Below are 18,387 nucleotides of genomic sequence, written 5' to 3' on the forward strand. Positions count from 1 at the left end.
GGGTGGTCCTGTGAACCAAATCGCTCACGCCATAGAAGAACTCCAGAATCATGTCCCGGATGTCCTCCCAATAAGCGGCGAATACGGCGAACAGGGTGCCCAGGTGGAGCAGCACGTCAAAAAAAGGCGGCACCGACGACGCGCCGGAGACGTTCAGCAGGTGCTCCGCAATGGCCAGATGGCCGGAGCTGGACACCGGCAGGAACTCGGTCACCCCCTGGATGACGCCCAGGAGGACGGAGGAAAACAGGGTCAAGGGATTCACACTCCTAACTTGGGGATTTTTTCATGCAGAATACAGTATACCACGGACGGGCTGTAAATTCCAGTCATATTTCCAGAAGACAAAAATGACGGAAAAAGGCGGAGGCCGGGACTTTTCCCGGCCTCTGTTTGAGATTACGCTTACAGCAGATACGTGTACTTGTTCAGCACCGTGAGGATGAATACTTCGATGTCCGCGGGCAGATCGTTCTTGCCGTTCAAGTCCGCCTCGAAGACCTTCCCGTCCAGCCGGACCAGGACCTTGCTCCCGCCCAGGGGCAGGAAGCCCTGGTTGTTCACGCTCTCGTCAAAGCCCTCCCGGGTCTTGAACAGGGTGAACTTATCCCGGTAGGGGGCGGAGTCGTAGGGGCAGAAGATGGCGCAGTTGCCGCACTCGTTGCACATCCGGTCCACATGGAGAATCTCGTGCCGCCCGTCGGGCAGCTCCACCACCACGTTGGCCCGGTTGGGGCACACGTCGGCGCAGACCTGGCACACCACGTTGCAGGTCAGGCAGCGGCCGCCCTCGCACTTGGCGGACTCGCAGAGAATGCCCTTCTTGGCAANGGCGNNCGCCCGGGAGGCCACGGCCTTGGCGGGAATCTCAAACTTGTGGGGCTCCCCAATGACGGCGTTTGCGAACCACTGGGCGTCGGCGATGCCCTCCACCACCGTGGCGGGGCCCCGCATGGCGTCGCCGCCGGCGTAGACGCCCTCTACGTTGGTGCGGAAGTCCGGCAGGCCCTTGGCGTCCACCTCCACGCCGCTGGCGGTGAAGAGCTCGCTTTCCACCTTCTCGCCCACGGCGGAGATTACGGTGTCGCACTCGATTTCCACAAATTCCCCGGTGGGCTCCGGCTTCCGGCGGCCCTTCTCGTCGGGCTCGCNCAGCTTCATTTTCTCGCAGCGGAGCTTGCCGTCCTTCTGCTCCACGGGGGCCACCAGCTCCAGGAAGCTCACGCCGTCGGCAACGGCCAGCTCCAGCTCCTCCGCGTCGGCGGGCATGTACTTCTTGGTCCGGCGGTACACCAGGGTGGAGGACTTCGCTCCAGCGCGGAGGGCCGCCCGGGCGGCGTCCATGGCGGTGTTGCCGCCGCCGACCACCGCAACATGGCCCAGGGACACGTCCTTTCCGGCCTTCAAATCCTTCAGCCAGCCGATGACGGGCACCACGTTGCCGGGGATATCCAGCCGCCCGGCCTTCCACGCGCCCACGGCGAAGAAGATATGGGTGTACCCCTGCGCTTTCAGCTCGGCAACCGAGGGGGCGGGGGTGTTCAGCTTGATCTCCGCGCCCATTTTGGCGACCAGGGCCGCGTCCTTGTCGATGGCCTCGGCGGAAATGCGGAAGCCGGGGATCACCTGCCGGACAATGCCGCCCAGCTTATCGGCTTTTTCAAAGACGGTGACGGGGATGCCCGCCCGGCCCACGAAGTAAGCCGCCGCCATGCCGGTGGGGCCGCCGCCGATGACGGCCACCTTCTTGCCGCTGTTGGCGGGGGCGGGGGCCTTCACCTTGGAAAGATATTCGTCATAGCCCCGCTCCGCGGCCACCAGCTTGGTGGCCCGGATCTGGACGGAATCATCGTAATAGGTCCGGGTGCACTTGATCTGGCAGCGGTGGGCGCAGATGGTGCCCGTGATGAAGGGCAGGGGGTTCTTCTCGCAGATGAGCCGCAGGGCGGAGGCGTACTCGCCCTTCCGGCACAGCTCAATGTACTCGGGAATGTCCTGGCCGATGGGGCAGCCGCCCTTGCAGGGAGCGGTGAAGCAGTCCAGCAGGGGCACCTTCTCGCTGAGCTTGCGGCTGGGAAGGGGCTTCACGGCCTTGACGTGGTACTTATCGGACCGGGCCGCCAGGGCCAGNGCCTCGATGCCCGCNACGTCCACGCCGGTGAAGGGCTGGAACTCCAGGGCGTCCAGCTTGTCGCCGATCTGGACGAAGCGCTGGTAGCCGCCGGGCTTGAGCTCCGTGGTGGCCATGGTGATGGGCCAGATGCCCAGGGCGAAGAGCTTGTCGATGTTCAGCGCGTCGGCGCCTCCGGCGTAGCTGATGCGCATGCGGCCGCCGAACTCCTTGGAAATCCGGGCCGCCATGGTGGTGGTCAGGGGGAAGAGGGACTTGCCCGCCATGTACATTTCCTCGCTGGGCAGTTCTCCGCCCTTCACGTCCACGGGGAAGGTGTTGGAGAGCTTGAGGCCGAACTCCACGCCGGTCTTGTCCGCCAGGGCCTGGAGGCGGCGGAACATGGGCACCGCGTCCGCATACTGGAGGTCCTCGTTAAAGTGGTGGTCGTCGAAGGCGATGTAGTCGTAGCCCATGCCGTCCAGGATGGACCGGGCGGTTTCGTAGCCCAGAATGGTGGGGTTGCACTTGACGAAGGTGTGGAGGTGTTTCTTCTCAATCAGGTAGCTGGCGATGCGCTCAATCTCGTCCGGCGGGCAGCCGTGAAGGGTGGAGAGGGTGACGCTGCCGGAGACATGGGGCGTGATGGCGTCGATGAAGGCGCTTTCGGCGGGGAAGAACTCCTTGAGGACCCGGATGCACTCCTGGAAGATGGGGGTCTTGGAGGCGTCCACCATCTCGGTGAGGAATTTGTCCACCTTGGGCCCCTGGATGCCCTCCAGGTCGTAGCCCACGGACATGTTGAAGACAAAGGCGTCGGGGTCGCCCAGGCCGTAGACCTTGGCCATGATTTTACAGGCGCACCAGGCTTTTACATACTCCTCAAAGGCCTGCTGGACATACAGCTCCGTGGACCACTCGCAGTTGTAGCACTCGTCCTCCGCCAAAATGCAGGGCCGGCTGATGCAGGCGGCCAAATCCGCGCCGTCCATCTTCTGGACGGTTTTCAGCTCGAAGAACCGGGCTCCGGCGAAATAGCCGGCAATGATGTTCTGGGCCAGCTGGGTATTGGGTCCGGCGGCGGGGCCGAAGGGGGTCTCGATTTTCTCGCCGAAGATGGGCAGGGTCTTGACGCCTGCCTTATAGGGCTTGTGGACGCCGAAGACGGTGCCGCCCTTTTGATACTCGGCGGTTACCCAGGTCATGAGTTCCCGGAACGGGATGGGGGTCATGAGTTCGGACATAAGGTTTTCCTCCTTAGAATATATGAAATCATTTTTGCGGCGGCATGCGCGTCACAAAAATTCCTCGACTCGCGCGCCTTGGGCGCGCTCGCCAGTCCGCAGACTGGCGGGGGCTAAAGGGGGGCGCGAAGTCCCCTCTTTAATATTCGCAGTGGTTCAGGGTTCCCCAGAGCTTCTTGGAGACCTGGAGAATTTCGGCGTTGACGGCCTCCTCGTCGATTTCCGTCAGCTGGCGGTCTTTCATCAGGATTTTGCCGTTGATCATCGTCGTCTGGCACTGGCGGCCCGTCATGCCGAAGAGCATGTGCCCGTCGATGTTCGCGTCGGAAAACGGTGTGAAGGGCTTGTAGTCCATGACGATCACGTCCGCCGCCGCCCCGGCTTTCAGCACGCCCGTCTCCGGGAATCCGGCCCGCTGGGCCATTTTGGCGTTGTTTTTGAAGAGCATATCCGTCACCTCGCACCAGCCCACGCCGGGGAGGCAGGCGTTGTGCCGCTGGATGGTCAGGGCCACCTTAATGCTCTCCAGCATGTCGTTNGTATAGGCGTCGGNGCCCAGGCCCACCAGGATGCCCTTTTTGTAGAGCNGGAGCACCGGGGAGCAGCCCACGGCGTTGCCCATGTTGCTTTCCGGGTTGTTGACGCACATGGTGTCCGTTTCTTTGATGATGTCCATTTCCGCCGTGTTCACATGGATGCAGTGGCCCAGGATGGTCTTGGGGCCCAGGATGCCGTGGTCCTGGAGGCGCTGGACCGGGCGGCGTCCGTAGTTCTGGAGGCTGTCGTATACGTCGTTCATGCCCTCGGAGACATGGATGTGGTAGCCCACCCGGCCCCCGTTGGCGGCGGCCATCCGGTCGAAGGTCTTGTCGGAAATCGTAAACAGGGCGTGGCCGCCGAACATGGCCTTCAGCATGTCGGAGGGGCGGCTCTCGCAGTAGTCGATGAAGTCCTTGTTCTCCTGGACGGACTGGAGGGATTTTTCCTCGCCGTCNCGGTCGCTGACCTCATAGCACAGGCAGGCCCGCATACCCATGGATTCCGTGACCTTGGCGATTTCCATGAGGGAGCCGGGGATCTCGCAGAAGGAGGCGTGGTGGTCGAAGATGGTGGTGACGCCCTGCTTGATGGAGTCGATCACCAGAGCCTGGGCGCTGGCCTTCGTAGCCGCCAGGTCCAGGTGGCGGTCGATGTACCACCACTGGCCGTCCAGCACCTCGTAGAAGTTGGTGGGGGCGTAGCCGTTGATGCTGAGGCCCCGGGCCAGGGCGGAATAGATGTGGGTGTGGGCGTTGATGAGGCCGGGCATGATGACCCCGCCCTTGGCGTCCACGAATTCCGCCTGGGGATATTTCGCCTTCAGGGCGGCGGTTTCGCCCACCTCGACGATTTTCCCGCCGTCGGTGACCACGCCGCCGTCGGGCAGGTAGCCGGTGCCGCTGGGGTCCCGGGTGATGAGCTTGCCGTTTGCCAGTAGGATCATAAGAAAAGTCCTCCTTGAATTGAATTTCGGGTAAAAAAAGAAAGGCGCCCCAAATCCACTCGGACTTGAAACACCTGTCGGCCCGCATGGAAAGACAGGTGCGGGCCCGTGCGCGCGGCACTCCGTTGCAGCCATCTATCCTTGCTTTATTACGCTTATTGTACCGAAGAGCCCGCAAAAATGCAAGCCCCCAAACAGAGAACTTCCCCGCCTCTTTTTAGACAAAACGCCGGAAACTTCCTGCCCGTCCGGGGGCTTTTCCTGGGACCGCCGTCACTGGGGCGGGGCCTCCACATAGGCGCAGATGCGCGCGAAGGTCTCTTCGCTGAGATCGTGCTCCACCTTGCAGGCGTCCGCCGCGGCCTGCTCCGGGGAGACGCCCATCAGCTCGAAGAGCCGGGTGATGGTCTTGTGGCGGCGGTAGATGCGGCTGGCAATTTCCATGCCGGTGGCGGTCAGGGTGATGTTCCCGTCTCCGGCCATGACGATATAGCCGCTCTCCCGCAGCTTTTTCATGGCGATGCTGACGCTGGGCTTGGAATACCCCAGCTTGTTCACCACGTCGATGGACCGGACCTGGCCGGACTGCTCCTGGATGATCAAGATGGACTCCAGGTAATGCTCCGCGGATTCATGTATGACCAAGACGATGCGCCTCCCTTCTGCTTAAGTTTACCATGATAACAAAGATTTCCAAAAAATGCAAGTTGTTTTTGTCACAAGGCCCGGAAATTTTTGGAAATCTACCCAATGAACGGGGGATCGGGGGAAAAACGGGACGGAGCCGTCAGGCTCCGCCCCAAAATTTGCGGCTGCGAGGGGTTCCCGGTTCAGATTTTTCCCGCCAGCACCAGCACCAGCAGGACGAAGGTGGCGAGCAGCGCCAGGGAGAACAGCAGGAAGCCCGCGTCGAAGCGGTCGCCGCCCTGGACGCTCTCCCGCTCGGGGGCCAGCCGTGCCTTCCGCAGGGCGGTGACCACGGGCTTGTAGAGGAGCAGGATCAAGGCCATGTTCAGCCCGCCCTTTACCAGGTTGAAGGGGAGGAACACGGTGGGCAGCATGGAGGCGACGGTTTCCCGGGGGATGCCCATGTAGAGGGGGGTGATCAGGTAGTTCCAGAGGATCATGACCACCGTCAGCACCACGGTGCCCAGGGCCAGGCCCAGGACCGCGCCCTTCCGGGTGCGCATTTTCTTGTAGACAAAGGAGGCGGTGCAGCAGAAGGCGCAGGTGGCCAATACGTTCATGACAAGGCCGATGGGGCCGGTGTCGCTGACAGTGAACATCTCCACCAGGGCCACCACAATGGAGATGATGGCGGCGGAGAGGGGCCCGAAGAGGAAGCCGCCGATGCAGACCACGGTGTCCTTCACGTCCATCTGGAGGAAGCCGGAGACCTGGGGCAGCAGCTTGCTCAGCAGCATGGCCACGTAGGTCAGGGCGGTGAGCATGGCGAGAGACGTGACGGTTTTGCTCCGGGCCGCGTGCCCCATGACGAGGGTCTGATCGGCGGCGGTTTGGCCCGCGAAAGCGGCGGACTGCTCGTGGAAGGTGTTGGGGTTGGACATAAGAAAACACTCCTTTACAAACTTGAAAACACCCTGGACGCTTTGACTTCTCCAAGGTGAACAAGCAACAAAGAAGCGCGTGAAATACGCGCGGCCAAGCCGCACTCATCTTCTTCCATCCAGACTGTAACTGTTGGTCCCGGAGTTTCACCGGGTCAGCGGGGGCCGTGCTCTATAGAAAACGGCCTCCGGTCGCGGACTGTACCGCCAGTGGGGAATTGCGCCCCGCCCTGAAGACAAAGTATTCAGTTCTGTTTCCTGGGCCTAGTATACGATAGTCCGCCGGAAAATGCAAGCCCTAATTTTGCTCTTTTCATATTGGAACGGATGTGCTATCATAAAGGCATCAAACGGAGAGGAGGACGCCCATGGACCGTGTCATTCTCCACTGTGACCTGAACAGCTTCTACGCCTCCGTGGAGCTGCTGGACCACCCGGAACTGAAAAAGCTCCCCGTGGCCGTCTGCGGGGACCCCTCTTCCCGCCACGGCATTATCCTGGCGAAGAACGACCCCGCCAAGGGCTTCGGCGTCCGGACGGCGGAAACCATCTGGCAGGCCAGAAAGAAGTGCCCGGAGCTGATCCTCCTGCCGCCCCACCACCGGCTTTACCGGGAGTACTCCCGGAAGGTCAACGCCATCTACGACGAGTACACCGACCTGGTGGAGCCCTTCGGCATTGATGAGAGCTGGCTGGACGTGACGAACACCCTCCACCTCTTCGGCATGGATGGGGCGGCCCTGGCGGATACCCTCCGGCGGAGGGTGAAAAAGGAGCTGGGTCTGACCCTCTCCGTGGGGGTCTCCTTCAACAAGGTCTTCGCCAAGCTGGGCAGCGACTACAAAAAGCCCGACGCCACCACCGTGATTTGCCGGGAGAACTGGCGGGAGCTTGTCTGGCCCCTCCCGGCGGGGGATATGCTCTATGTAGGGGGCGCGGCGCAAAAGCTGCTGGGGCAGTACGGCGTCCGGACCATCGGAGAGCTGGCGGCGTTCCCCCGGGGGACGCTGGAGGAGCTGATGGGCAAGCTGGGGGGCCAGATCCACGACTACGCCAACGGACTGGACCGGGAGCCGGTGCGCTCCCGCCACACCCCGGAGGCGGTGAAGTCCGTGGGCAACGGCACCACCTTCCCCAAGAACCTCACCACCCGGGCCCAGGTGGCGGCGGGTGTCCGCCTGCTGTCGGACAGCGTGGCGGGACGCCTCCGCCGGGCGGGGCTTTACGCCGGAGGGGTTCATGTGACGGTCCGGGACCCGGCCTTTCACGACCGATCCCGCCAGCGGCAGCTCCCGNTCCCCACCCATTTGATTCGGGATATTTCCGCCGCCGCCCTGGAGCTGGCGGAGGAGCTGTGGAAGCCCCCCAATCCCGTCCGGGCCCTGACGGTGACGGNGATTCATTTGACGCCGGAGGAGGAGACCTATGAGCAGACGAACCTCTTCACCGCCGGAAGCGCCCCGGACCGGGAGCGGCAGGAGCGGCTGGAGGCCGCCATGGACGGCATCCGGCGGAAGTACGGCGGCGGGTCCATCGCCTTCGGCGGACGGACGCCGGAGGACCCGGAGGAAGGGGGAGGCTTCCGAAAGAAGGGTTTTTCTTGACGGGGGAAAAATATATGATATAATTGAGAACGGGGTGAAGAGGATGAGCGATATGGAAAAGATCCTGGAAATACTTGGGGCAATGAACCGGCGGATGGATACAATGCAGGAAGACATATCGGTCCTGCGATCTGGTTCCGCTACGAAGGAAGATGTAGGGGCTCTCAAGGAAGATATAGGATCTCTCAAGGAAGATGTAGGAACTCTCAAGGAAGATGTAGGGGCTCTCAAGGGAGATGTAGGAACTCTCAAGGAAGATATAGCGGCACATAAGAGAGAGATGGCTACAAAGGAAGACCTCCGGCATGCCAAGGGCGAGATGATGGCCCTGATGGAGGCATACTTTGAGCCGAAGTTTGACCTCCTGGCCGAGCAGATTAAGCTGATTCAGGAGAAGCAGGTTCCGATGGAGACTATGGAGCAGACTGAGGACCGCCTTGACGTTCTGGAGGCGGTTGTTAAGAGTCATTCTGCGGAAATCCGAAGGCTGAAAAAAGCGCAGTGACGCGCAATGTTATAGATGGATATTTATGAGGGGAGCGGCTGTAGGCCGCTCCCCTTTCACTCTTTATCAATGTGGTTCTGAATCCGCTGCATGATCATCTCCAGGGCCACCAGGTTATGGCCCCCCTCTAAAACGATGATATCGGCGTACTTCCGGGAGGGCTCCACATACTGCTCATGCANGGGCTTTACCGTGGTCAGGTACTGGGTCACCACGGACCGCAGGGTCCGTCCCCGCTCNTCCACGTCCCGCANGCAGCGGCGGAGGATGCGCTCGTCCGCGTCGGTCTCCACAAAGATCTTAATATCAAACAGCTCCCGGAGGAGGGGCTCGTGGAGGATCAAAAAGCCCTCCACAATCAAAACCTTGGTGGGGAAGATCTCCACCGTCTTGTCCGTCCGGTTGTGGTCCACATAGGAGTATACCGGGCACTGGACGGAGCGGCCCTCCCGCAGCTCCCGGAGGTGCCGGATCAAAAGGTCCGTCTCAAAGGCGTCGGGGTGGTCGTAGTTCTGGAGGGCCCGCTCCTCATAGGTCTTGCCCTCCTGCCGCTTGTAGTAGCTGTCGTGCCCAATCACGGTGACGCTGCCGCCAAAGTGATCCTTCAAATGCTGGGCCAGGGTGGTTTTGCCGGAGCCGCTTCCCCCGGCGATGCCGATGATGATGGCGTTCATACCGTGTTCCTCCCGTCGGTTCGATTTGATTCCCCAAGTTCCATTATATGGTTCCGGGGCGAAAAAGCAAGGAGAACCTGAAAAGTTCACAAATTTTGACGAACTCGCACTTGACGGCGGCTTGGAAAATGGATATGATAGAAAATGCGATGATAACAAAACCCGCGGGGTTTTGACGATGAAGATCACATAAAGATCACATACGGGAGGACNGACATGGCAATGAAGCGCTGCCCCGTCTGCGGGGAGAGATATTCCGACACCTATAAAGAGTGCCCCTTCTGCGAGGAAGAGGAGTACTGGGAGGACGAGNAGCAGGAGCCTGCACGCCGCCCCATCCTCCGGGAGGGGGTCCGAAGCCCCGGCGGCCATGGAGGCCACGGCGGGCGGAGCGCCTACAGCATCGTGACGCCCATTTTGCTGGTTTTGATTGTACTGATGGCCCTGCTGCTGGTGTACCTTCTCTACGGGGACAAGCTCTTCGGCAAGGACAAGGACCCGGAGGACAACAAGCCCGGCATCACGGAGCCGCAGCAGCCGGATGGTTCCACCCCCGCGCCCGGCAATACCCCCGCTGTGGACCCCGGCGAAACGGACGGCCCGGACGCCTCCGGCGATCCCGGCGCGGAAGAACCCGGCACGGACGCCCCGGAACTTCCGGGCACCAGCACCGCGCCCGAGGGAAGCGGCACGACACCCGGCGGCAGCTCCGACGGCACGACACCCGGCGGCAGCTCCGGCGGCATGAGCTACGCCTCCGCCGCGGCCCTGCCCGGCGGCCTGACGCTGAACAGTACGGACTTTACCCGCAATGTTTCCGAGGGGGCCTATAAGCTGCGGGTGTCCGGCGGCACCGGGACCTATACCTGGATCAGCGAGAACCCCTCCATCGCCACCGTGGGCAGCGACGGCACAATCACCCCCGTGGCCGCCGGCATCACCAATGTCGTGGTCACCGACGGGTCCAAGCGGGCCATCTGCATCGTCCGGGTCACCGGCGGCTCCNCCCCGTCCGNCGGCGGGACCACTTCTGGCGGGACCACCTCTGGCGGAACCACTTCTGGCGGGACCACCTCCGGCGNGACCACCTNTGGCGGGACCTTGAAAGCGGGCAAGGCCGTGGTGGTCAACGGCGGCAACGGCGTCCGGGNCCGCTCCGGCCCCGGCACCAGCTACNACATCCTGGCCACCGTGCCCAACGGCGGCTCTGTCCAGGTGGTCCGCGCCACGGGGACCGACGACTGGTACGAGATCACCTTCACCGCCGTGGGCGGCGTGACCACCACCGGCTATATGAAGGGCGAGTTCCTGGNAAACGGCTGAGACAAAACGGCATCCCCGGACGGTTTNCGTCCGGGGATNTTTCTTGCATCCGGCAGAGAGTTATGCTATAATCCTAAACCGTAAAATTATGTACTGACAACGGAGGGCGTCTCTATGACCACCCAGGATTTCCAGCGAAAATCCCCCCTGCAAATCTTCCTCTCCTACTTCCGGCCCCACCGGAAGCTGTTCATCATGGACCTGGCCTGTGCCCTGCTGATCTCCCTGAACGACCTGGCCTTTCCCGCCGTGTCCCGCTGGTGTATGTACGAGCTTTTGCCGCAAAGCGCCTATAGGACCTTCTTTGCCGTCATGGCGGTGGTGTTTGCCGCTTTCGTCCTCCGGGCCCTGCTGACCTATGTCATCTGCTACTGGGGCCACACCTTCGGCATCCTGGTGGAGGCGGACATCCGCCACGACCTCTTCCGCCACATGCAGGAGCTGAGCTTCAACTACTACGACAAGAACCGCACCGGCCAGCTCATGAGCCGCCTCACGGCGGACCTTTTCGACATCACGGAGCTGGCCCACCACGGGCCGGAGGACATTTTCATCTCCGGCGTCACCATCGTGGGGTCCCTAATCATCATGTTCACCATTCAGTGGCGGCTGGNCCTGGTGNTTGCCTGCATCGTCCCGGTGTTCTTCGCCGTGGTCTGGTCCTGCCGCCGCTCCATGAGCGAGGCCTCCGCCGCCGTGAAGCAGAAAACCGCCGTCATTAACTCCGACATCGAGTCCGGCCTCTCCGGCATCCGCACGGCCAAGGCCTTCGCCAACGAGGGGGCGGAGCTCCAGAAGTTCGACAGCTCCAACGCAACCTTCAAGACCTCCAAGCGGGCGTTCCACAAGGCCATGGGCCGCTTCAACGCCACCATGGAGTTCTTCCTCTGCATCCTCTCCNCCGCCGTCATCGCTGCCGGGGGGCTGTTCATCATGCGGGGGGAGCTGAACGTCATTGACCTGACCACCTTCAGCCTTTATATCACCACCTTCGTCACCCCGGTGCGAAAGCTCAGCAACTTCGCCGAGCTNTTCGNCAACGGCACGGCGGGCCTGGGCCGCTTCATCGAGCTGATGCGGGAGGAGCCCGCCCTGAAGGACGCGCCGGACGCCCGGCGGCTGGACCGGGTGGAGGGCAAAATCGACGTGGACCATGTGAGCTTTGCCTATCAGGGCGACGCGGCGGTGCTGCGGGACGTGGACCTCCATATCCGCCCCGGCGAGACGCTGGCGGTGGTGGGGCCCTCCGGCNGGGGAAAGTGCACCCTCTGCCAGCTCATCCCCCGGTTTTACGATGTGACAGAAGGGGCCGTCCGGCTGGACGGCGCGGACGTGCGGCAGGTGACCCAGGAGTCCCTCCGGCGGAACGTGGGCGTGGTCCAGCAGGACGTGTTCCTCTTTGCCGCCAGCATCCTGGAGAACATCCGCTACGGCCGCCCCAGGGCAACCGAAGNGGAAGTGGCCCGGGCTGCCCGCCTGGCGGAGATCTACGACGATATCGTCGCCATGCCCGACGGGTTCAACACCTATGTGGGCGAGCGGGGCGTGCTCCTCTCCGGCGGGCAGAAGCAGCGGATTTCCATTGCCCGCATCTTTTTGAAGGACCCCCCGGTGCTGATTCTGGACGAGGCCACGTCGGCCCTGGACAGCGTGACGGAGGCCAAGCTCCAGGAGGCCTTTGACAAGCTCTCTCAGGGCCGGACCACCATCATCATCGCCCACCGGCTCTCCACCGTCCGCAATGCGGACCGCATCGCCGTCATTGAGGACGGGCGCATGGTGGAGCTGGGAAGCCACGAGGAGCTGATGGCCAAGGACGGGGCCTATGCCGCCCTGGTCCACACCCAGGAGCTGCGNCNTGGATAAGGGCGCGCTGCTGGACCGCCTGGGCCTTGCCGGGGAGGACCGGCTGGCCCTGGCGAAGGTGCTGGACAAGGCGGAGCAGGCATCAGGGCGGAACATTCCCGCCGCCACGGACTTCCTCAGCCCCCAGCAGCGGGCCCAGGCCCTGGACCTTCTGCATCTGGCGGGGATTTCCGAGAGCGCTTACGTGCTCCAAGGGGGCTATGAGGGGGCGGAGCGGCAGGTTTTGCAGTTCCTCCCCGACTGGATGGAGCCGGAGGGCGCCGAGGCCCCCATCCGCTGCCTCCGGGCTGTCTTCCGGGAGGAGGAGAAGCTGAGCCACCGGGATTTCCTGGGGAGCCTGATGGGCATGGGCATTGTGCGGGAGAAGGTGGGGGACATTCTTGTGGCCCCCGGAAGCGCGGACCTTTTGGTTTTGGAGGGCGTTGCGGACTTTCTCCTGCAAAGCTGGAACTCCGCCGGGCGAGCAAAGCTCCGGGTTTCCGCCATCGAGCCGGAAAACCTCCATATTCCAACGGTTCAGCGGAAGGAGGTCCGGGACACGGTGTCCTCTCTCCGGCTGGACGCGGTGGCGGCCTCCGGCTTCCGGCTGGCCCGGGGGAAGGTCGCCGCCCTCATTGAAAGCGGCAAGGTCCAGCTCAACTGGCGGGAGTGCGTGAAGCCGGACAAGCTGCTGGAGGCGGGGGACGTGGTGTCCGCCCGGGGCTTTGGAAAATTCGAGCTCGGCGAGGTGGGGGGCCTGACCCGGAAGGGCCGCGTCTCCATCGTCCTGCGGGTTTACGTTTGAGGCGGGAAGGAATCCGGTATCAATTTGAAGAACGGCGGGCCGGAAAGCCGTATGGAATAGGGGAGGAGTTTGGAATGCTGGAGTATGAGTTTGAGACGGTTTCCTGTGACTACGGAAGCGGATACAGTCTTTTTGGCGGCGTGGGCCTGGAGACGGACGGACACCGGGAAATCATCCTCCGCCGGGGGGCGGAGGGCTGGCGCTATGCGGGCTTTGTGCCAAAGAAGCAGCGGGCCGGCGGCTTTATCGAATCCATTGAACTGATCTTCGAGCGGGAACAGGGGGGACAAGCATGAAGCAGGAGCAGATTGACCGCATCAACGAGCTGGCCCGGAAGGCCAAGGCCGCGGGATTGACCGAGGAGGAGGAACGGGAGCGGGCCGTCCTCCGCCGGGCGTATATCGACTCGGTGCTGGGGAATCTCAAAAGCCAGCTGGACCACACCTACATTGTGGACGAGCAGGGGAACAAGCGGAAACTGGAGAAGAAAGAGACGGAGGGCTGAGCCATGGCGGAGAATCGAAAAAAGACGTCCGGCGGCGGGGATTGGGGCTGGCCCCTGATCATATTGTCCTTTTGCTTCGGCCTCTGGCCCGTGGGGCTGGTGCTGCTGTTCGGCAAGCTTTTCGCCGACGACGANAAAAAGCCCGTTCAGAAGGCCCCGCCCCTCCAGGGCACGCCGGGACAGGCCGCCCAGGCTTCCGGGACCGTGACCGCCCCGCCCCGGCGGCAGACGAAAGCCGCCAAGGCGGTGAAGAAGGTCACCAAGTCCCCGGCGGCGAAGAAGTCCAACGCCTGGTGGCTGAAAATCGGCGGCCTGGCGCTGCTGTTCTTCGGCTTGAGCGGGATGGTGGACGCGATAGACAGCTTGCTGTGGGTCCTGCAAAACGGGACGGCCGCCCTTTGGTGGCTGGAGGATCTGCTGGGGGGACNNGCCATTACCGCCGGAGGCGGGGCTATGCTGTACAGCGGATTCTCCATGGACCGCCAGCTCAAACGGTTTTCCAAGTACCTCCTGGTCCTGGGCGACCGGGAGGCCATGCCCATCGACGAGCTGGCCCGGACCCTGGGCTACTCGGAGCGGCGGGTGGAAAAGGNCCTGGAGAAAATGATCGACAAGGGCTATTTCGGCGGGAAAGCCTATCTCAACGTGGAGCTGGGATACCTCTTCCGGGGCGGGAACGCCGCGGAAACGGCCTTCCGCCAGCGGTTCGAGGAGGCCCAGGAGGCGGCGGAGCCCAAAGCGCCGCCCAAGGAGGCGGAGGAGGGCTATTCCGGCATCCTCCGCAACATCCGCCGGGCCAACGACCAGATCGCGGACCCCGTTCTCTCAGCCAAAATCGACCGGCTGGAGGAGATCACCGCCAAGATCTTCAAGGCCGTGGAGGAGGACCCCAGGAAGAAGGACCGCATCGGAACCTTCCTGAACTACTACCTGCCCACCACCCAGAAGCTGCTGGACTNCTACGCCCAGTTCGAGGCCGCCGGGGTGGAGGGGGACAACCTCCGCCAGGCCAAGCAGCGGATTGAGACTACCATGGACTCCATTGTCAAGGGCTTTGAGCATCAATTGGACGAGCTCTACCAGGCGGACGCCATGGACGTGGACTCGGACATCCGGGTGATGGAGCACATGCTCCGCCGGGACACCGGCAGCGCGGAGGAGGACTTCGGCCTGGGCGGGGGCGCCGTCCAGGCGGAGGAGGAATGACAAACGGCCCGGTCCACCCTGGGCCGGGCCGTTTTCCGGGAATGTAAACCTGCGGTTAGCAGAAAGAATGTCCTTGGTTGGTGGAACAAACCCGCCTCACCCTGCTATCATTGGAGCCAACAAAGGAGGGATGCCCCATGACGACCGGACGTCGCGTGGCCCAGAAGCGAAAGGAGCTCGGCCTCTCCCAGGAGGCCCTGGGGGAGAAGCTGGGCGTGTCCCGGCAGTCCATTTACAAGTGGGAATCCGACGGCGCATTGCCGGAGGTGGAGAAGCTGGTGGCCTTGAGCCGCCTGTTCGGCGTGTCCGTGGGCTGGCTTCTGGGGGTGGAGGAGGAAGCCGCCCCATCCGGCGGGGAACTGACGGCGGAGCAGCTTGCCCTGGTGGAGGAGATCGCCGCCCGGTACGCGCCGAAGCCCCGGCTGTCCNAGCACCGGAGGGCGGTGGTGAAAATGTCCGCCGTCACGGCGGCGGTGTGCCTGTGCGTGGTGCTCTGGGGCTTTTACCGGCGGCTGGAGGACCTAACCCGGAATTACTCCTATCTGCAAGCCGCCATCATCCAGGTGGAGGCCGGGGTGAACGGCCAGATCGGCGGCGTCTCCAGCCGGGTGGAGGAGCTTCTGCAAGAGCAGAACGCCGTCACCGCCGATTACGGCGTCTCCCTGCGGAACGTGAACGTGGCCGGGAACCGGGCGAAGTTCACGGCCTACGCCGTGCCCAGGACCTACGTGGAGGGCATGAGGGCGGCGTTCTACGCCGAGGGCGGCGACTGCCGGGTCATTGTCTCCCAGGGGGATGGACATCGGTTCGAGGCCGATTTGTACTGCGAACTGGAGGAGGCGATGACCATCTGCGTGGACTTCCTCTACTCCGACGAGACCACCCGCCAGACCCAGGTGCTGAAGCGCTATAAGGGCCTCTACGGCCAGACGTTCCCGGCGGTGCGGGCGGATTATGCCCTGGGCTTTAAGCCGGTGGAAAACGGGACCTTTGCCCTGGTGGAGTCCAGAGGGACCAGGGAAGAGTACGGGCGCCTGGACTGGAACCCGATGGGGATTCAGCCGGGACTTCCCGAAAATACCCCGCCCGTGGCGGAGCTGGAAAGCCTGCGGGTGGGCCTATTTCGGAATATGAAGCTGGTGGACTGGGCGGTGTTCAGCGTGACGCCGGGGGTGGTGGAGGAGGAGACCGCCGTCCTCACCGGGGAGCAGTGGAAGGCCCTGGACAAGCTCCGGCAGAACGACGGGGGCGGCACCAGAGGCTACCAGTGGCTTAATTTCCATTTTGCACCCCAGGAGGTCCCGGCGGAGGCCGGGGACGTGTTCCAGGTGGCGGCGGTCATGGAGGACGTGTATGGCCGCACGGCGGTCCGGTCCGGCGGGGCCTTCGGCCTGGACGAGGGCTGGAAGGAGCTGACCAACCTGGACGGGGATACCTCCAATACGGACCCGGAGGGCTGGGTGCTTGAATAGGAAACGGGACTGCAAAAGCAGTCCCGTTTCTTTATTCAGTTGGTGGAGAAAACCTTNCTCCCCTCGCTCCAGACCGCCCGGACGGCGTCCTTCTGCCGCCGGTAGACACAGCGCTCCAGCCGCTCCTGGGCCGTCAGGGGGTGGGGCTGGGGAAGGTCCCCGTCCGCCAGCACAATGGCATGGAGGCGGTTCCCCGGGGCGAAGCCCGGCTGTTCCCCAAAGAACGCCGCCCCGGCGGAGGTCCCCAAGTACCAGCCCTCCGCCACGGTGAGGAAGTCCGTGTCCCAGCCGTCCAGAATCCGCCGGGCCTTGGAGGCCCGGATGGAGGCCGCCACCACGTCGAACATGCTCAGGTGGTCCCCTCCGGCGATGTCGCTGCCAAGGGCCACCTTCAGCCCCTCCTTCAGCATCACCCGCACCGGGGCCGTGCCGGAGCAGATATTCTGGTTGGAGTCCGCGCAGTGGACCACCGTCACCCCGGCGGTGCGCATCGCCGCCCGCTCCCGCGCGTCGGACCAGACGCAGTGGGCCATCAGGGTCCGGTCGTTCCAGAGGCCGTATTTCGCGTAGGTCTCCCAATACTGTCCGCAATCAGGATGCAGTTCTTTTACCCATTGGATTTCCCCGGTGTTCTCCGACAGGTGGGATTGGACCGGGAGGCCCCGCTCCGCCGCCAGCTTCCCCAAAAAGTCCATCAGTTCGTTGGTGCAGGAGGGGGTGAACCGGGGGGTGAGGATGGGCTTGACGTGCCGGAAGTCCCGGCACTCCTCCAGCCAGCGGAGGGTCTCCCGCCGGGACTCCTCCGTCTCCTCCTGGAGGGCGGGGATGCCGTTGCGGTCCATGTTCACCTTGCCCACGTATCCGGTGACCCCGGCCTTTTCCAGCNCCTCCATCAAAATCAGCGTGGCCTCCCGGTGTAGGGAGGAGAACATGCAAACCCTCGTGGTGCCGTTCTCAATCAGCTCCCGGGCAAGCTTGCGGTAGACCTCCCGGGCGTAGTCCGGGTCGGCGAAACGGGCCTCGGTGGGGAAGGTATAGGTGTTCAGCCAGTCCAAAAGCGGCAGATCCATGCCCATGCCCAGCATGGGATACTGGGGGGCGTGGAGGTGGAGGTCCGCGAAGGACTGCAAAATCAGGGCGTCCCCGTAATCCTCCACCGCCGCCCCGGCGTATTGCTCCGGCAGGGCGGGAAAGACCCCGGTGATGTTGCCGTCCTCCGCCACCAGACAGCCGTTTTCCGTGACGTCCAGCTTCCCCAGGGCCGGAGCGGAGACCACCGTGCCCTTTAAAATGGTAATCGACATGCCNACAACCCCTTTTCTAATTTGCCGGTACAAAAACAAAAAGGACGCCTGCGCGGGCAGGGGGATTCCCCCCTCCGTACAGACACCCATAGAGAAGCCTTCGGCNGCTTCGTAGAAACGCCTGCGCCATACAGCGGGCTTATATGAGGCCCTTCGCCTTGTATCCAGTTACATATAGTATACCATGTCCTTCGGAGGAAAGCAAGCACCACTTCTGACCTCTCCGCTTATACTGGCATACGGGCGGTCCGGGACCCATGCACCGCCCGAATCAAGAATAAGGCGTTGATGTGTATGCTGCGGTCTCTTGGCTGGGCCGCCCTGGGCACGGGCTTCACGTTCCTGATGACCACCCTGGGCGCCGCCATGGTATTTTTTCTCTCCGGGGAGCCGAAGCCCCGGTTTCAAAAGGCGATGCTGGGCTTTGCCGCCGGGGTAATGACGGCGGCCTCCGTGTGGAGCCTGCTCCTGCCCGCCATCGACCAGGCGTCGGAGGAGGGGAAGGTCCCCGGCTGGCTTCCGGCGGCGGCGGGGATGCTGCTGGGGGTGGTGTTCCTGGCGGCGCTGGACGGCCTGCTGCCCCGTTTGCGGCGGGAGAAGGAGGTCAACGACGCCTGGCGGCAGAACACCCTTCTCATGACGGCCATCACCCTACATAACGTGCCGGAGGGCATGGCGGTGGGCCTGGCCTTCGCCCTGGCGGCGGCGGGGGAGGGAGCCGCCGGGGCCCTGTCTCTTA

General features: G+C 63.2%; 17 protein-coding genes and 1 riboswitch. Of the genes, 10 read left to right on the plus strand and 7 right to left on the minus strand.

All coding sequences use genetic code 11. The features are described from left to right. The 5 genes from JX325_RS04475 to JX325_RS04495 all read right to left on the minus strand — a co-directional run. A partial coding sequence (locus JX325_RS04475; protein ID WP_204789971.1) for an undecaprenyl-diphosphate phosphatase occupies positions 1-256 on the minus strand: 256 nt, incomplete at its 3' end. Positions 257-405: 149 nt separating this feature from the next. Then, positions 406-3,354 (minus strand): putative selenate reductase subunit YgfK, encoded by a 2,949-nt coding sequence (gene ygfK, locus JX325_RS04480; protein ID WP_204789972.1) that lies wholly within the window; start codon positions 3,352-3,354, stop codon positions 406-408. Positions 3,355-3,493: 139 nt separating this feature from the next. Next, complete coding sequence (gene ssnA / locus JX325_RS04485) at positions 3,494-4,837, minus strand: putative aminohydrolase SsnA (RefSeq protein WP_204789973.1); 1,344 nt, start codon at positions 4,835-4,837, stop codon at positions 3,494-3,496. Between the two features lie 273 nt (positions 4,838-5,110). Next, on the minus strand, positions 5,111-5,482 hold the full coding sequence (locus JX325_RS04490; protein ID WP_204789974.1) for a metal-dependent transcriptional regulator: 372 nt from the start codon (positions 5,480-5,482) through the stop codon (positions 5,111-5,113). A 185-nt stretch (positions 5,483-5,667) separates the two neighbouring features. Continuing rightward, entirely contained in the window at positions 5,668-6,405 is a 738-nt protein-coding gene (locus JX325_RS04495; protein ID WP_243413921.1) for an ECF transporter S component, read from the minus strand. A gap of 103 nt (positions 6,406-6,508) precedes the next feature. Then, positions 6,509-6,647, minus strand: a riboswitch (FMN riboswitch). 126 nt (positions 6,648-6,773) lie between these two features. Here JX325_RS04495 and JX325_RS04500 point away from each other — a divergent pair. Together JX325_RS04500 and JX325_RS04505 are read left to right on the plus strand one after the other, a co-directional pair. Beyond that, on the plus strand, positions 6,774-8,009 hold the full coding sequence (locus JX325_RS04500) for a DNA polymerase IV (protein ID WP_204789975.1): 1,236 nt from the start codon (positions 6,774-6,776) through the stop codon (positions 8,007-8,009). Between the two features lie 52 nt (positions 8,010-8,061). Next, positions 8,062-8,514: a hypothetical protein gene (locus JX325_RS04505; RefSeq protein WP_204789976.1), complete on the plus strand. Its 453-nt coding sequence runs from the start codon at positions 8,062-8,064 to the stop codon at positions 8,512-8,514. A 56-nt stretch (positions 8,515-8,570) separates the two neighbouring features. Here the strand turns inward: JX325_RS04505 and udk are convergent, their stop codons facing one another. Beyond that, positions 8,571-9,188 carry a uridine kinase gene (gene udk / locus JX325_RS04510; RefSeq protein WP_204789977.1) on the minus strand — a complete coding sequence of 206 codons (618 nt, stop codon included), beginning with the start codon at positions 9,186-9,188 and terminating at the stop codon, positions 8,571-8,573. Positions 9,189-9,404: 216 nt separating this feature from the next. Here udk and JX325_RS18420 point away from each other — a divergent pair, with 216 nt between their 5' ends. The 7 genes from JX325_RS18420 to JX325_RS04545 all read left to right on the plus strand — a co-directional run bounded on the left by JX325_RS18420 (position 9,405) and on the right by JX325_RS04545 (position 16,344). After that, complete coding sequence (locus JX325_RS18420) at positions 9,405-10,511, plus strand: SH3 domain-containing protein (protein WP_204789978.1); 1,107 nt, start codon at positions 9,405-9,407, stop codon at positions 10,509-10,511. Positions 10,512-10,625: 114 nt separating this feature from the next. Next, positions 10,626-12,377 carry an ABC transporter ATP-binding protein gene (locus JX325_RS04520; RefSeq protein WP_204789979.1) on the plus strand — a complete coding sequence of 584 codons (1,752 nt, stop codon included), beginning with the start codon at positions 10,626-10,628 and terminating at the stop codon, positions 12,375-12,377. Then, complete coding sequence (locus tag JX325_RS04525) at positions 12,337-13,161, plus strand: RNA-binding protein (RefSeq protein WP_204789980.1); 825 nt, start codon at positions 12,337-12,339, stop codon at positions 13,159-13,161. The genes JX325_RS04520 and JX325_RS04525 overlap by 41 nt, the downstream gene beginning before the upstream one ends. Before the next feature lie 74 nt (positions 13,162-13,235). Beyond that, positions 13,236-13,457, plus strand: coding sequence for a DUF4177 domain-containing protein (locus JX325_RS04530; protein WP_204789981.1), 222 nt, complete (start codon positions 13,236-13,238; stop codon positions 13,455-13,457). Then, entirely contained in the window at positions 13,454-13,666 is a 213-nt protein-coding gene (locus JX325_RS04535) for a DUF896 domain-containing protein (protein ID WP_204789982.1), read from the plus strand. Before JX325_RS04530 ends, JX325_RS04535 begins: the two co-directional genes overlap by 4 nt. A gap of 3 nt (positions 13,667-13,669) precedes the next feature. Beyond that, a complete protein-coding gene (locus JX325_RS04540) occupies positions 13,670-14,872 on the plus strand; it encodes a 5-bromo-4-chloroindolyl phosphate hydrolysis family protein (protein WP_204789983.1) in 1,203 nt (400 codons plus the stop codon). Between the two features lie 137 nt (positions 14,873-15,009). Then, positions 15,010-16,344 carry a helix-turn-helix domain-containing protein gene (locus tag JX325_RS04545; RefSeq protein ID WP_204789984.1) on the plus strand — a complete coding sequence of 445 codons (1,335 nt, stop codon included), beginning with the start codon at positions 15,010-15,012 and terminating at the stop codon, positions 16,342-16,344. 35 nt (positions 16,345-16,379) lie between these two features. Here the strand turns inward: JX325_RS04545 and JX325_RS04550 are convergent, their stop codons facing one another. Next, positions 16,380-17,648: an amidohydrolase family protein gene (locus JX325_RS04550; RefSeq protein ID WP_204789985.1), complete on the minus strand. Its 1,269-nt coding sequence runs from the start codon at positions 17,646-17,648 to the stop codon at positions 16,380-16,382. Between the two features lie 294 nt (positions 17,649-17,942). On the opposite strand from JX325_RS04550, the gene JX325_RS04555 reads away from it, so the two are divergent. Next, the coding region (locus JX325_RS04555; protein ID WP_374220584.1) for a ZIP family metal transporter at positions 17,943-18,387 on the plus strand (445 nt) is incomplete at its 3' end.

Origin of the sequence: Oscillibacter sp. CU971 (assembly GCF_905219725.1) — a bacterium.
Lineage (GTDB): Bacteria > Bacillota > Clostridia > Oscillospirales > Oscillospiraceae > Oscillibacter.